This is a genomic window from Mycobacterium sherrisii (assembly GCF_002102355.1).
GTDB lineage: Bacteria > Actinomycetota > Actinomycetes > Mycobacteriales > Mycobacteriaceae > Mycobacterium > Mycobacterium sherrisii.
In genome coordinates this window covers 92,385-106,364 of sequence record NZ_LQPT01000019.1, presented here as the reverse complement: position 1 = coordinate 106,364, position 13,980 = coordinate 92,385, and the positions used below count along the sequence as shown (strand labels likewise).

Sequence of the window (13,980 nt, the reverse complement as noted above, 5' to 3'; positions counted from 1 at the left end):
AGCCCTGAATCCGAAGGCGGACCACAGGGCTCTAACAATCACAGCTAGACCGTGGGCACCGCTGGACGGTACCCGCGGAAAAATCGGCGGCGCCACTCGAGGATCGAGAGGCGGCGATGGAGCTGTGCATTGTCCATGCTAAGAGTGTGCCACAGCTGCGGACACGCGGGAGCAAAACGACGAGTTCGGCTGCTTCACCTTGTTGGGCGGCCCTGGCCTGCGCCGGCCTGCGCCTTTGTCGTCGGACGTTAGCGGTAAATTTAGACAGACATGACTGTGCACGCAACCGGCGCCGACACCAGCGCCGCGGTAGAGCAACTGCTCGACGGCCTCAATCCCCAACAGCGCCAAGCCGTAGTACATGAAGGTTCGCCGTTGCTGATCGTGGCCGGTGCGGGCTCCGGCAAGACCGCGGTCCTGACTCGTCGCGTCGCCTACCTGCTCGCCGCGCGCGGGGTGGGGGTGGGCCAGGTGCTGGCCATCACCTTTACCAATAAGGCCGCCGCCGAAATGCGGGAACGGGTGGTCAGACTGGTCGGCAACCGCGCCCGCGCGATGTGGGTCTCGACGTTCCACTCGACCTGTGTGCGGATCCTGCGCAACCAGGCCTCGCTGATCCAAGGCCTCAACTCCAACTTCTCCATCTACGACGCCGACGACTCGCGGCGGTTGCTGCAGATGATCGGCCGGGACATGGGTCTGGACATCAAGCGCTACTCGCCGCGCCTGCTATCGGTCGCGATCTCCAACCTCAAGAACGAACTCATCGACCCGGACCAGGCCGTGGCCAATCTCACAGAGGATTCCGACGACTTGGCCCGCACCGTCGCGTCGGTGTACGCCGAATACCAGCGGCGGCTGCGGGCGGCCAACGCGCTGGACTTCGACGACCTGATCGGCGAAACCGTCGCGGTACTGCAGACGTTTCCGCAGATCGCCCAGTACTATCGGCGCCGATTCCGCCACGTCCTGGTCGACGAATACCAGGACACCAACCACGCCCAGTACGTGCTGGTGCGCGAATTGGTCGGGCGCACCGACAACCCGACCGCCGACTCGCCGGCGGATGAGGTCCCGCCGGCGGAATTGTGCGTGGTCGGCGACGCCGATCAGTCGATCTACGCCTTCCGCGGCGCCACCATTCGGAATATCGAAGAATTCGAACGCGACTACCCCGACGCGACCACTATTCTGCTTGAGCAGAATTACCGTTCGACACAGAACATTCTGTCGGCCGCCAATTCGGTCATCGCGCGTAACTCGGGACGCCGCGAGAAGCGGTTGTGGACCGACGCGGGCGAAGGTGAGTTGATTGTCGGTTATGTCGCCGACAATGAACACGATGAGGCGCGGTTCGTCGCCGAAGAAATTGACGCCCTCGCAGAACGCGGCGAAATCACCTATAACGATGTGGCGGTCTTCTATCGCACCAACAACTCGTCGCGGTCGCTGGAAGAAGTCTTCATCCGCGCCGGAATTCCCTACAAGGTCGTCGGGGGAGTGCGCTTTTATGAGCGCAAGGAGATCCGAGACATCGTCGCCTATCTGCGGGTGCTCGACAACCCCGGCGACGCGGTCAGCATGCGGCGCATCCTGAACACTCCGCGGCGCGGGATCGGTGATCGCGCCGAGGCGTGCGTGGCGGTCTACGCCGAAAGCACCGGCGCCAGCTTCGCCGACGCACTGGTAGCGGCCGCCGAAGGCAAAGTGTCGATGCTCAACTCCCGTGCGTTAAAAGCGATTTCGGGTTTTGTCGAGTTGCTCGACGAATTGCGCGGCCGACTCGATGACGACCTCGGCGATCTGGTCGAGTCGGTGCTCGAGCGCACCGGATACCGCCGGGAGCTGGAGTCCTCCACCGATCCGCAAGAACTCGCCCGGCTGGACAACCTGAACGAACTCGTCAGTGTCGCACACGAATTCAGCATCGATCAGGCGAACAACGCGGCGCTCGGCGAGTCGGGCCAGGCGCTCGAGGACGAGGACGTCCCCGAAACCGGGGTGCTGGCCGCATTTTTGGAGCGGGTGTCGCTGGTCGCCGACACCGACGAGATTCCCGAGCACGGTGCCGGCGTGGTGACACTGATGACGTTGCATACCGCCAAGGGCCTGGAGTTCCCGGTGGTATTCGTCACCGGGTGGGAGGACGGCATGTTCCCGCACATGCGCGCCCTCGACGATCCCACCGAACTCTCCGAAGAGCGGCGGCTGGCCTACGTCGGGATCACGCGTGCCCGGCAGCGGCTCTATGTCAGCCGGGCGATCGTCCGGTCGTCCTGGGGCCAACCCATGCTCAACCCGGAATCACGCTTCCTGCAGGAGATTCCACAAGAACTGATCGAATGGCGACGCACCGCGCCGACGCCGTCCTACAGCGCGCCGGTGAGCGGGGCCGGGCGGTTCGGGACGCCGCGCGTCGCGCCCACCCGCTCCGGTGCCAGCAAGCGCCCGCTGCTGGTGTTGGCGCCCGGTGATCGGGTGACCCATGACAAATACGGGCTGGGCCGGGTGGAAGAGGTTTCCGGCGTCGGCGAATCGGCGATGTCGCTGATCGATTTCGGCAGTTCCGGCCGAGTCAAGCTGATGCACAACCACGCGCCGCTGAGCAAGCTCTAGCGGCGTCGGGCTCGCCCGCCGATTCTGCCTGCTCGCCCCTTGATGTCGGGGAAGAACGCGAGCACCACACTCGCCACCGGCAACACCCACAGCGTGTAGACGATCCACGCGACATGGGCCCCGGCGATGAACACGCCACCGTAGGTCAGGATCGCGACCACCGCGCCTGCCGCGATCAGGTAGCGCCCCACCGCGCGATCCCGTAGCAGCATGATCACGCCGGAAATCGTGGTCGAGGCGAATACCAGGGCAAGGAACGCGATCGCGATGCAGAACAGCCGATCGGTCTCCCACCAGCCGGCGATCAGATCGGTGGCCACCACCGAGGTCGCCCAGCCGCTGACGATGCTGACGGCGCAGGCGGCGATTTTCGTGCGTGACGCCGCATCGGCCGGACGGTCCGCCGGGCCGCCGCTCGCGGCCGCCCGGGTGTCGGCCTGATCGGGGACTGCTCGCGGAATGTGGGTGGTCGGCGATTCCGGGATGGTCGGCAGCGGCCCGGTCGGGGCGCGCCGGATGATTCGTGTTCGTGGTTCAGACGGCGGCTCGGAGGCTGCATGGTGTTTTGGCGCGGTCACCTCAACCAGCGTAATTGCCGACGAAAAGTCCCCGCTTGGCCAGCCACGGCACCGGGTCGATCCGCTCGGTGCCGCCCTGCAGCACCTCGAAGTGCAGGTGCGGGCCGGTCGAGTTGCCCCGGTTGCCCATGGTGGCGATCTGATCGCCGGCCATCACCCGCTGGCCCACGCTGACCAGCGCGGTGTTGATGTGGCCGTACAGCGTGACCGTGCCGTCGGCATGACGCAGCTTGACCCACATGCCGTAGCCGGCGGTCGGGCCGGCGTCGATGACGACGCCGTCGGACACCGCGAGGATCGGTGTGCCGATCGAGTTCGCCAGGTCGATGCCGGCGTGCAGCACGCCCCACCGATAGCCGAAGTTCGACGTGAAGATCCCGTGGGTGGGCATTACATACAGGGGCTGTTGCAGTCGGGCCTCGCGCTGCGCGCGGTCGTTGGCGAAGGCGACGCCCTTGGCGAGTTCCTGGTTGTGCAGCGCCGCGCTGCCCGTCGGCTGCACGGCGATCACCTGGGCGCCGCGGGTGGGGTTGCCGCTGGACCCACCGGTCAGCGCCGACGCGTTGGCGGTCAGCACCGGCTCGGCATTGGTGGTGTCGGAGTGGCTGGTCGCGGTGTGCGCCGCGGCGGCCGCCGCGCCGGCCGCCATCGCCGAGATCAGCAGGCGGCCGCGGGCCGCGCTGGTCGGCTGCTTGCGGTGCTGCCCGCCCCGGCGGATCACCCCGAGAACGTCCGTTGTCTCCGCGGCGGCCGGTCGCGCGTCGACGTCGAACGTGGTAGTCAACCGCAGCGCCACCGAGTCGCGGGGCGCGGCCAACCGCAACGGCGTCAGGTCGTCGATCGCGTCCAGGTCGTCCAGCTCCGGCGCCAACAGCACCCGGGCTTCGTAGTCGAGGGGGGAGTCGTTACTGAAGTCCAGTTCGGCCAGCTCGACGGAGTCCACGAATTCGAGGTCGTCGAAGTCGAAGCCGTCCAGCGGCAGAATTTCGGTGACTTCATTGCGGTGAGGTTGAGTCCAGCGGTCGCGGTGGTGGCGGCCAGCTCCTAACGACGCAGGAGAACGAACAAGACCGTGCTGGGACAACCTGGAATGTCCTCGTATCGTGACCATAACGTTATCTGGACCTTGAGACGGTATCCGTTGAGCGAACCGGCTGGCAACCTCCAAGCCGGATTGTGAACTGGATCACGTTTAGTGGCCGCCGGGCGTGTCGTGACCTGTGCCACATCGGTGGATGCGGCGGGAGGGCCCAGTTATGGGGTGGATAAAGTTCCACCGTGCGAGTTGCCGAATCCGGCGCCGCCCAGCTGTAGGCCTTGCAAACAACTTGAGCGAAGACAGTGAGTTCATGGACCTTTTCGAGTATCAAGCCAAAGAGCTGTTCGTTAAGCACAACGTACCTACCTCACCCGGCCGGGTGACCGACACCGCCGAGGGCGCGAAGGAGATCGCGACCGAGGTCGGGGCGCCGGTGATGGTCAAGGCGCAGGTCAAGGTGGGTGGCCGGGGCAAGGCCGGTGGCGTCAAATACGCCGCGACGCCCGACGACGCTTACGAGCACGCCAAGAACATCCTCGGCCTGGACATCAAGGGCCACATCGTGAAGAAGCTGCTGGTCGCCGAGGCCAGTGAGATCGCCGAGGAGTACTACGTCTCGTTCCTGCTCGATCGGGCCAACCGCACCTACCTGGCGATGTGCTCGGTCGAGGGCGGCATGGAGATCGAAGAGGTGGCCGCCACCAAGCCCGAGCGGTTGGCCAAGGTCCCGGTGAGCGCCGTCAAGGGCGTCGACCTGGCGTTCGCGCGTTCGATCGCCGAGCAGGGCCACCTGCCGGCCGAGGTGCTCGACGCCGCCGCGGTGACCATCCAGAAACTGTGGGAACTCTTCGTCGCCGAGGACGCCACCCTGGTCGAGGTCAACCCGCTGGTGCGCACACCCTCACGCGGTGAGAACGACCCAGGCCAGATCCTGGCGCTGGACGGCAAGGTCACCCTCGACGCTAACGCCGACTTCCGTCAGCCGGGTCACGCTGAGTTCGAGGATCGCGACGCCACCGACCCGCTGGAGCTCAAGGCCAAGGAGCACGACCTCAACTACGTCAAGCTGGACGGCCAGGTCGGCATCATCGGCAACGGCGCCGGCCTGGTGATGTCGACGCTCGACGTCGTGGCCTACGCCGGTGAGAAGCACGGCGGGGTCAAACCGGCCAACTTCCTGGACATCGGCGGCGGCGCGTCGGCCGAGGTAATGGCCGCGGGCCTGGACGTGATCTTGAATGACAAGCAGGTCAAGAGCGTGTTCGTCAACGTGTTCGGCGGCATCACCTCCTGCGACGCCGTCGCCAACGGGATCGTGACCGCACTGAACATGCTCGGCGACGAGGCCAACAAGCCGCTCGTGGTGCGGCTCGACGGCAACAACGTCGACGAGGGCCGTCAGATCCTCGCCCAAGCCAACCACCCGCTGGTGATCCAGGCCGAGACCATGGACGCCGGCGCCGACAAAGCCGCCGAGCTGGCGAACAAGTAAGGGAGCCAAGCCATGTCGATCTTTTTAAACAAGGACTCCAAGGTCATCGTCCAGGGCATCACCGGCGGCGAGGGGACCAAGCACACCGCGCTGATGCTCAAGGCCGGCACCCAGGTGGTCGGCGGCGTCAACGCGCGCAAGGCGGGCACCACCGTGTCGCACGTGGACCCGGTCGGCAAGGACGTCGAGCTGCCGGTGTTCGGCTCCGTCGCCGAGGCGATGAAGGAGACCGGCGCCGACGTGTCCGTCGTCTTCGTACCGCCGAAGTTCGCCAAGGACGCGATCATCGAGGCCATCGACGCCGAGATTCCGCTGCTGGTCGTCATCACCGAAGGAATTCCGGTGCAAGACAGTGCCTATGCGTGGGCCTATAACGTCGAGAAGGGCCAGAAGACGCGGATCATCGGGCCGAACTGCCCCGGCATCATCACCCCGGGCGAGGCGCTGGCCGGCATCACCCCGGCCAACATCAGCGGCTCCGGCCCCGTCGGGCTGGTGTCCAAGTCCGGCACCCTGACCTACCAGATGATGTACGAACTGCGCGATTTCGGCTTCTCCACCTCGATCGGTATCGGTGGTGACCCGGTGATCGGGACCACCCACATCGATGCCATCGAGGCGTTCGAGAAGGACCCCGACACCAAGATCATCGTGATGATCGGTGAGATCGGCGGCGACGCCGAGGAGCGGGCCGCCGAGTACATCAAGGCCAACGTGTCCAAGCCGGTCGTCGGCTACGTAGCCGGATTCACCGCCCCGGAAGGCAAGACGATGGGCCACGCCGGTGCCATTGTGTCCGGCTCGTCGGGCACCGCCGCCGCCAAGAAGGAGGCGCTGGAGGCCGCGGGGGTCAAGGTCGGCAAGACCCCGTCGGAGACCGCGGAGCTGGCCCGGGAGATCCTGCAGACTCTGTAGGCCGCGGGGCGGGGCCCCGATTTGGCCGGGGCCCCCACTCTGCGGTAGATAGTGGGTCTATGAATCTCGACGCGAACACCCCCGTCGTCGTCGGGGTGGGGCAGTTCACCGAGCGCATCGAGGACTCCGGCTATCGCGGGATGTCGTCGGTGGAGCTGGCGACCGAAGCGGCCCGGGCCGCCCTGCACGACTGCGGGGCCGACGTGACCGCCGTGGCCGCGGCCATCGACACCGTCGCCGGGATCCGGCAGTTCGAGCTGTCCGGGCGCACCCCGGCGCCGCTGGGAAAGTCCACGAACTACCCCCGCTCGGTGGCCAAGCGCATCGGTGCCGCACCGGCGCGGGCGATTCTCGAGCCCATCGGAGGCCAGGGTCCACAGCATCTGGTCACCGAGTTCGCCGGCGTCATCGCCGCGGGCCAAGCGGAGGTCGTAATGATCTTCGGCTCCGAAAACACTTCCAGCATCCGGTATTTCGCCGACCGGGACAAGCCGGACCATTCCGAGACGGTCGAGGGTGCCCTCGAGGACCGGGGCTTCGGCTACGAGGGCCTGTTCGACGACTACACCATCGCGCACGGTCTGGTCGGGGCGCCGGCGCAGTACGCGCTGTTGGAAAACGCCCGCCGCGGCCGACTGGGATTGAGCGTCGCCGACTACCGTCGCCGCATGGGCGAACTGTTCGCCCCGTTCACCAAGGTGGCGGCGAAAAACCCGTTCGCGTCGGCCCCGGTGGAGCGCACCGTCGACCAACTCATCACCGTGACCGGGTCCAACCGGATGATCTGCGATCCCTACCCGCGGCTGTTGGTGGCCCGCGATCAGGTCAACCAGGGTGCCGCGGCGCTGCTGATGTCGGTGGCGGCCGCCCGTCGGCTCGGCGTACCCGACGAGCGCTGGGTGTACCTGCACGGCCACGCCGACATGGTGGACCAGCCGCTGCTGGACCGCCTCGACTTGACCCACAACTCGGCGTCGGTGCTGGCGGTGCGCGAGGCGCTCGCCGGGGCCGGGGTCGGACTCGACGACATCGCCACCTTCGACCTCTACAGCTGCTTCCCGGTGCCGGTGTTCAACTTCTGCGACGGGACGGGATTGGCCACCGACGACCCGCGCGGGCTGACGCTCACCGGCGGTCTGCCGTACTTCGGGGGACCGGGCAACAACTACTCACTGCACGCCATCGCCGAGACGGTCAGCGAAATGCGGGATCTGCCAGGGCACTTCGGCCTCGTCGCGGCCAACGGCGGGATCATGAGCAAGTACTCGGTCGGGGTGTACTCGACCGCGCCGGTGAACTGGAAGCCCGACAACAGCGCCGCGTTGCGCGCCGAGGTCGCCGCTCGGCCCAAGATGCCGGTGACCGTCAGGGCCGACGGTCGGGGCACCATCGAGACCTACACCGTGCGCTACGACTGGCCCGTGCGCACCGGGCTCATCATCGGCCGCCTCGACGACGGTAGCCGATTCTTGGCGTTGACCGAGGACCCCGATCTGGTGGGGCTGCTCAGCGACGGCGAGCCGCTCGGGGCGTCGATCGTGCTGCGGTCTACGGGCAAGGACAACCGGGCCGCGTTGGCCTGAGCGTCACACCAGGGCGGCCAGCTTGCTCGCCAGCCGCTCGACGTAGGCGGCGACCTCGTCCTCGGGTTTGTCCGGCAGGCCGAACAGCACCTCGGTCACCCCGAGTTCGGACCAGTGCGCCAGCTTCTCGGGCACTGGTTTGAAGTCCAGCGCGACAATCTGCGGAGCGCCGTCGCGGCCGGCCCCGGCCCAGGTGTCCTGCAACAACTTCACCGGCTCGTCGATGTTGAAGTCACGCGGCGTGGTGATCCAGCCGTCGGCGCTGCGCGCGATCCACTTGAAGTTCTTCTCGGTGCCCGCCGCACCCACCAGCACCGGGATATGAGACTGCACCGGCTTGGGCCAGGCCCAGCTGGGACCGAACTTGACGAACTCGCCGTCGTATCCGGCTTCTTCCTGCGTCCACAGCGCCCGCATGGCTTCCAGGTACTCGCGCAGCATGGTGCGGCGGCGCGCCGGTGGCACGTTGTGGTCGGCCAGTTCGTCGGTGTTCCAACCGAACCCGACGCCCAGGCTGACCCGCCCGCCGGACAGATGGTCCAGGGTGGCGATGCTTTTTGCCAGCGTGATCGGGTCGTGCTCGACGGGCAGCGCGACCGCCGTGGACAGCCGCACCCGCGTAGTGACCGCGGACGCCGCCCCCAGGCTCACCCACGGGTCCAGCGTGCGCATGTACCGGTCGTCGGGCAGCGACTCGTCGCCCGTCGTGGGGTGGGCCGCCTCCCGCTTGATCGGGATGTGCGTGTGTTCTGGCACGTAGAACGTGGTGAAGCCGTGGTCGTCGGCGAGTTTGGCCGCGGCCGCCGGGGTGATGCCCCGATCGCTGGTGAAAAGCACGAGCCCGTAATCCATGCACAGAATTAGAACGTGTTCTACCTCCGCGGAGCAAGCTGCCCCCGCACCCGCACACCCACAGAGCGGGCGCCGAGACGATCTCTCCTGGTCGGCCCCGGGGGCCGGTCGCTGCCGCGCACCCGCTCGAACGTGCGCTAGCGTGGTTGATCGGTCGCGCGTAACGCAAGCGCGGGCACGCCTTGTCGTCACCGAGCGGCGAGCCCTGCAGGCACAGCGTCGCACTGCAGCAGTGACGTGGCGCCCGACGAGGTCTTGAAGGCACTGGAAGCAACAGGAGGAGTCATGACCTACTCGCCCGGGAATCCCGGATATCCGCAAGCGCAGCCGGGCGGCTCCTACCCAGGCGCCACCCCCTCGTTCGCCAAAACCGACGACGGGGAAAGCAAGCTTCCCCTCTACGTCAACATCGCGGTCGTGGTGCTCGGCCTGGCGGTGTACCTGCTGAACTTCGGGCCGACCTTCGTGCTGAGCGCCGACCTCGGTCCCGCCTCGGGTGGGCGCGCCGGTGACGCGGGCACCGCGGTCCTGGTCGCCGTGCTCGCCGGGCTGCTCGCGGCGTTGAGTTTGGTGCCCAAGGCGAAGAACTACACGGGTGCCGTCGCGGCCATCGCCGTGCTCGGCGCGCTGTTGTCGATTTCGGAAGTCATCAACACCCCGCCCGGGTTCGCGGTCGGCTGGGCCATGTGGCCACTGGTGGCCTGCAGCGTGCTGCAGGCCATCGCCGCCATCGTCGTGCTTCTGCTGGACGCCGGCGTCATCACCCCGCCGCCGCCGCGGCCCAAGTACGACCCGTACGCGCAGTACGGCCAATACGGCCAGTACGGCCAGCAGTACGGAGGCCAGCAACACAGCGGTTATTACGGGCATCAACAAGGGCAACAACAAGGCCCGCAGCAGCACAACCCGCAAGGCTACGGGTCGCAATACGGCGGATATTCCTCGAGCGCTCCGACGCAGAGTGCGATCCCGACGACCGGCGGATTCGGCGCCCAGTCCCCGCAATCCGGCTCGCAGCCGGCGGCGGGCCAGCAGGGCCCGTCGACACCGCCGACCGGTTTTCCGAGCTTCAGCCCGCCACCCGCTGCCGGCGGATCGTCCGAACAAGGTGGCGACCAGCCCTCGTCTCCCTCTGGGCCGGCCCCGGCCTAACCGAGGGCTCTCGCGCCTCGTCGGGCCCGTGCGCCAGAAGTGAAAACGGTGTCAGAAAGCGAGGACAACCGGGCAGTCGGTGCCCGCCAGGCGCGGGACCTCGTCCGGGTCGCGTTCGGCCCGGCCGTTTTGGCGTTGATCATCATCGCCGCGGTCACCCTGCTGCAGCTGCTGATCGCCAACAGCGACATGACGGGCGCGCTGGGCGCGATCGCCAGCATCTGGCTGGGCGTGCACGCGGTACCGATCTCGATCGGCGGTCGCGAGCTGGGCGTATTGCCGCTGCTGCCAATCCTGTTGATGGTGTGGGCGACCGCGCGCACCACGGCGCGAGCCACCACCGCCTACTCGTCGTGGCTGGTCATCCGTTGGGTCGTCGCGTCCGCGCTGGGCGGACCGCTGTTGATCGCGGCGATCGCGCTGGCGGTGATCCACGACGCCTCGACGGTGCTGACCGAGTTGCAGACACCCGGCGCCTTGCGCGCGTTCGTCAGCGTTCTGGCGGTGCACGCCACCGGCGCGGCGATCGGGGTGGGATCCCGGGTGGGTCGACGGGCGCTGGCGGCGGCGTCGATGCCCTGGTGGCTGGGCGATTCACTGCGCGCGGCCTTCGCCGGTGTGTTGGCGCTGACCGGGTTGTCGGGGCTGGTGACCGCCGGGTCGCTGGTCGTGCACTGGTCGACGATGCAGGATCCGTTCGGGATCACCGATTCGATCTTCGGCCAATTCAGCCTGACCGTGCTCGCGGTGCTGTACGCGCCCAACGTCATCGTCGGCACGTCGGCGGTCGCCGTCGGGTCCAGCGCCCATCTCGGGTTCGCGACGTTCAGTTCGTTCACCGTGTTCGGCGGGGACATCCCGGCGCTGCCCATCTTGGCGGCGGTCCCGACGCCCCCGCTGGGGCCAGTGTGGGTGGCGCTGCTGATCGTCGGGGCGTCTTCGGGGGTGGCGGTCGGTCAGCAATGCGCCCGGAGTCCGGTTCCCCTGGTTCCGGCGCTGCTCAAGCTGCTCGCCGCCGCCGTCGCCGGCGCCTCGGCGATGTCGCTGTTGGCCCTGGGCGGCAGCGGCCGGCTGGGCAACTTCGGCGACGTCGGCGTCGACCAGGGTGCGCTGTGGCTCGGCACCTTCTTTTGGTTCGCCGTGATCGGCTGGGTCACGGTGGTGATGACCGGCGGAATCCGGCGGCGGCCCCGGCGTCCCAAACAGGCGCGCCCGCCCGTGCCGCCCGCGGCGCCCCCCGTCGGGGAGCCCGTCTTTGAGGACCCGGGCGTCGAGGAACCGGTACTCGGCGAATTCGACGAACCCGGACCGGCCGAAGAACCTTCGGAGCACCCGCCCGAAGAACCCGCCGAGCGCACCCCCGAGGCCGGCCGCGAGGATTAGCTGAACGCCCCACCTCGGGCGGCAACACGGCGTCGGGCCGGTCTTATCGTCGGTCCGGCACGGTCATTAGTAGGCTCGCGATGTGGTCGAACCGCTGCGCGTACCCCCCAGTGCGCCGGCGCGACTGGTGGTGCTGGCGTCGGGCACCGGATCGCTGCTGAGTAGCCTGCTGGCCGCGGCCGTCGACGACTTCCCGGCGCGCGTCGTCGCCGTCGGTGTGGACCGCGACTGCCGGGCCGCCGAGATCGCCGCCGCCGCGTCGGTGCCGACCTTCGTTGTGCGGCTGGGCGACCACCCGAGCCGCGAGGCGTGGGATGCCGCCATCACCGCGGCCACCGCCGCACACGCGCCGGACCTGATCGTCTCGGCGGGGTTTATGAAAATCCTTGGGCCGCAGTTCCTTTCGAAATATTTCGGCCGGACGTTGAACACGCATCCGGCGCTGTTGCCGGCGTTTGCCGGAGCTCACGCCGTTCCCGACGCGCTGGCGTACGGTGTCAAGGTCACCGGCTGTACCGTGCACCTGGTAGACGCCGGCATGGACACCGGGCCGATTTTGGCGCAGGAACCCATTGCGGTGCTCGACGGTGACAGCGAGGAGACTTTGCACGAACGCATCAAGGTCGTCGAGCGGCGGCTGCTGGTGGACGTGGTAGCCGCGATCGCGACGCGCGGCGTGACGGTGGTTGAAAGAACGGCCACCATCGGACGGAAGGCGACCCTGGGATGAATACCCCTGTGCACACCGACGAGTCGAGGAGAGCGATTCGTCGCGCGTTGATCAGCGTGTACGACAAGACCGGACTGGTCGAACTCGCCCAGGGGTTGAGCGCGGCCGGCGTCGAGATCGTCTCCACCGGGTCCACAGCGAAAACTATTGCCGACAAAGGGATTCCGGTGACCCCGGTGGAAGAGGTGACCGGCTTCCCGGAGGTGCTCGACGGCCGGGTCAAGACCCTGCACCCGCGGGTGCATGCCGGTCTGCTCGCCGATTTGCGTAAGCCCGCACACGCGGCGGCGCTCGAAGAGTTGGGGATCTCCGCCTTCGAGCTGGTCGTCGTCAACCTGTACCCGTTCACCCAAACCGTCGATTCCGGGGCGAGTCTCGACGAATGCGTCGAGCAGATCGACATCGGCGGCCCGTCGATGGTGCGTGCCGCAGCGAAGAACCACCCCAGCGTGGCGGTGGTGGTCGACCCGCTCGGATATGACGGCGTGCTGGCCGCGACGCGCAACGGCGGATTCACCCTCGCCGAGCGCAAAAGGCTGGCGGCGCTGGCCTTTGCACACACCGCGGAATACGACATCGCCGTGGCGAGCTGGATGGAAACCACGTTGGCGCCCGAGCATCCGGAAACGGCGTTTCCGCGCTGGCTCGGCCACAGCTGGCGGCGTTCGGCGACCCTGCGCTACGGCGAGAACCCGCACCAGCAGGCGGCGCTCTACGTCGATCCGGGCGCGTGGCCCGGCCTGGCGCAGGCCGAACAGCTGCACGGAAAAGAGATGTCCTACAACAACTTCACCGATGCGGATGCCGCGTGGCGAGCGGCCTTCGATCACGAAGAAACCTGTGTGGCCATCATCAAACACGCCAACCCCTGCGGCATCGCGATTTCGTCGGTATCGGTCGCCGACGCGCACCGCAAGGCCCACGAGTGCGATCCGCTCAGCGCGTTCGGGGGCGTCATCGCGGCCAACACCGAGGTCAGCCTGGAAATGGCGGAGTACGTCAGCACCATCTTCACCGAGGTGATCGTGGCCCCGGCGTACGCGCCGGAGGCCCTCGAGGTGTTGACCCGCAAGAAGAACATCCGGGTGCTGGTGGCCTCCGAGCCGCTGGCCGGCGGCTCGGAGGTGCGGCCGGTCAGCGGGGGACTGCTGATGCAGCAGCGTGACCAGCTCGACGCGCACGGCGACAACCCGGCCAACTGGACGCTGGCGACCGGATCACGGGCCGACCCGGCCACCCTGAGCGATCTGGTCTTCGCGTGGCGCACCTGCCGGGCGGTGAAGTCCAACGCGATCGTGATCGCCTCCGGCGGCGCCACGATCGGCGTGGGCATGGGACAGGTCAACCGGGTCGACGCCGCCCGGCTTGCCGTGGAACGAGGCAATGCAGGCGGTGGCGACCGAGTCGGTGGGTCGGTCGCCGCGTCCGACGCGTTCTTCCCCTTCCCGGACGGATTGGAAACGCTGGCCCGCGCGGGAGTCAAGGCGATCGTGCATCCGGGCGGCTCGGTGCGCGACGACGAGGTGACCGCCGCGGCCGCGGCGGCGGGTGTCACCGTGTACCTCACCGGGGCTCGCCACTTTGCACACTGAGCTGCACACCGAGCTGCACACTGAACCGCACACTGGGTGACGCGGGTG

The 13,980-nt window shown here is 67.7% G+C and carries 11 protein-coding genes; 8 read left to right on the top strand and 3 right to left on the bottom strand.

Going from position 1 to position 13,980, the window contains the following annotated elements:
- Nucleotides 1–270 precede the first annotated feature (270 nt).
- Nucleotides 271–2,616: a DNA helicase PcrA gene (gene pcrA / locus AWC25_RS01995; RefSeq protein WP_085166267.1), complete on the top strand. Its 2,346-nt coding sequence runs from the start codon at nucleotides 271–273 to the stop codon at nucleotides 2,614–2,616.
- Here the strand turns inward: pcrA and AWC25_RS01990 are convergent.
- Nucleotides 2,613–3,194, bottom strand: a complete 582-nt coding sequence (locus AWC25_RS01990; RefSeq protein WP_069403010.1) for a hypothetical protein — start codon at nucleotides 3,192–3,194, stop codon at nucleotides 2,613–2,615. The genes pcrA and AWC25_RS01990 overlap by 4 nt on opposite strands.
- A gap of 1 nt (nucleotide 3,195) precedes the next feature.
- Nucleotides 3,196–4,278, bottom strand: a complete 1,083-nt coding sequence (locus tag AWC25_RS01985; protein ID WP_244899454.1) for a M23 family metallopeptidase — start codon at nucleotides 4,276–4,278, stop codon at nucleotides 3,196–3,198.
- A gap of 265 nt (nucleotides 4,279–4,543) precedes the next feature.
- Between AWC25_RS01985 and sucC the strand changes: the two genes are divergently transcribed.
- The 3 genes from sucC to AWC25_RS01970 are packed head-to-tail and all read left to right on the top strand — an operon-like array spanning nucleotide 4,544 to nucleotide 8,223.
- A complete protein-coding gene (sucC, locus tag AWC25_RS01980) occupies nucleotides 4,544–5,725 on the top strand; it encodes an ADP-forming succinate--CoA ligase subunit beta (protein ID WP_069403009.1) in 1,182 nt (393 codons plus the stop codon).
- A 12-nt stretch (nucleotides 5,726–5,737) separates the two neighbouring features.
- A complete protein-coding gene (gene sucD, locus AWC25_RS01975; protein ID WP_069403008.1) occupies nucleotides 5,738–6,640 on the top strand; it encodes a succinate--CoA ligase subunit alpha in 903 nt (300 codons plus the stop codon).
- Nucleotides 6,641–6,699: 59 nt separating this feature from the next.
- Nucleotides 6,700–8,223: an acetyl-CoA acetyltransferase gene (locus tag AWC25_RS01970; RefSeq protein ID WP_085166265.1), complete on the top strand. Its 1,524-nt coding sequence runs from the start codon at nucleotides 6,700–6,702 to the stop codon at nucleotides 8,221–8,223.
- Nucleotides 8,224–8,226: 3 nt separating this feature from the next.
- On the opposite strand, the gene AWC25_RS01965 is transcribed toward AWC25_RS01970, so the two are convergent.
- Nucleotides 8,227–9,075 (bottom strand): LLM class F420-dependent oxidoreductase, encoded by an 849-nt coding sequence (locus tag AWC25_RS01965; protein WP_069400565.1) that lies wholly within the window; start codon nucleotides 9,073–9,075, stop codon nucleotides 8,227–8,229.
- Between the two features lie 285 nt (nucleotides 9,076–9,360).
- On the opposite strand from AWC25_RS01965, the gene AWC25_RS01960 reads away from it, so the two are divergent.
- The 4 genes from AWC25_RS01960 to purH all read left to right on the top strand — a co-directional run bounded on the left by AWC25_RS01960 (nucleotide 9,361) and on the right by purH (nucleotide 13,932).
- A complete protein-coding gene (locus AWC25_RS01960; RefSeq protein ID WP_069400564.1) occupies nucleotides 9,361–10,227 on the top strand; it encodes a DUF5336 domain-containing protein in 867 nt (288 codons plus the stop codon).
- Between the two features lie 39 nt (nucleotides 10,228–10,266).
- Nucleotides 10,267–11,610 (top strand): cell division protein PerM, encoded by a 1,344-nt coding sequence (locus AWC25_RS01955; protein ID WP_372513574.1) that lies wholly within the window; start codon nucleotides 10,267–10,269, stop codon nucleotides 11,608–11,610.
- Between the two features lie 82 nt (nucleotides 11,611–11,692).
- Complete coding sequence (gene purN, locus AWC25_RS01950; protein ID WP_069400563.1) at nucleotides 11,693–12,340, top strand: phosphoribosylglycinamide formyltransferase; 648 nt, start codon at nucleotides 11,693–11,695, stop codon at nucleotides 12,338–12,340.
- Between the two features lie 8 nt (nucleotides 12,341–12,348).
- Complete coding sequence (purH, locus tag AWC25_RS01945; protein WP_142278670.1) at nucleotides 12,349–13,932, top strand: bifunctional phosphoribosylaminoimidazolecarboxamide formyltransferase/IMP cyclohydrolase; 1,584 nt, start codon at nucleotides 12,349–12,351, stop codon at nucleotides 13,930–13,932.
- Nucleotides 13,933–13,980 lie beyond the last annotated feature (48 nt).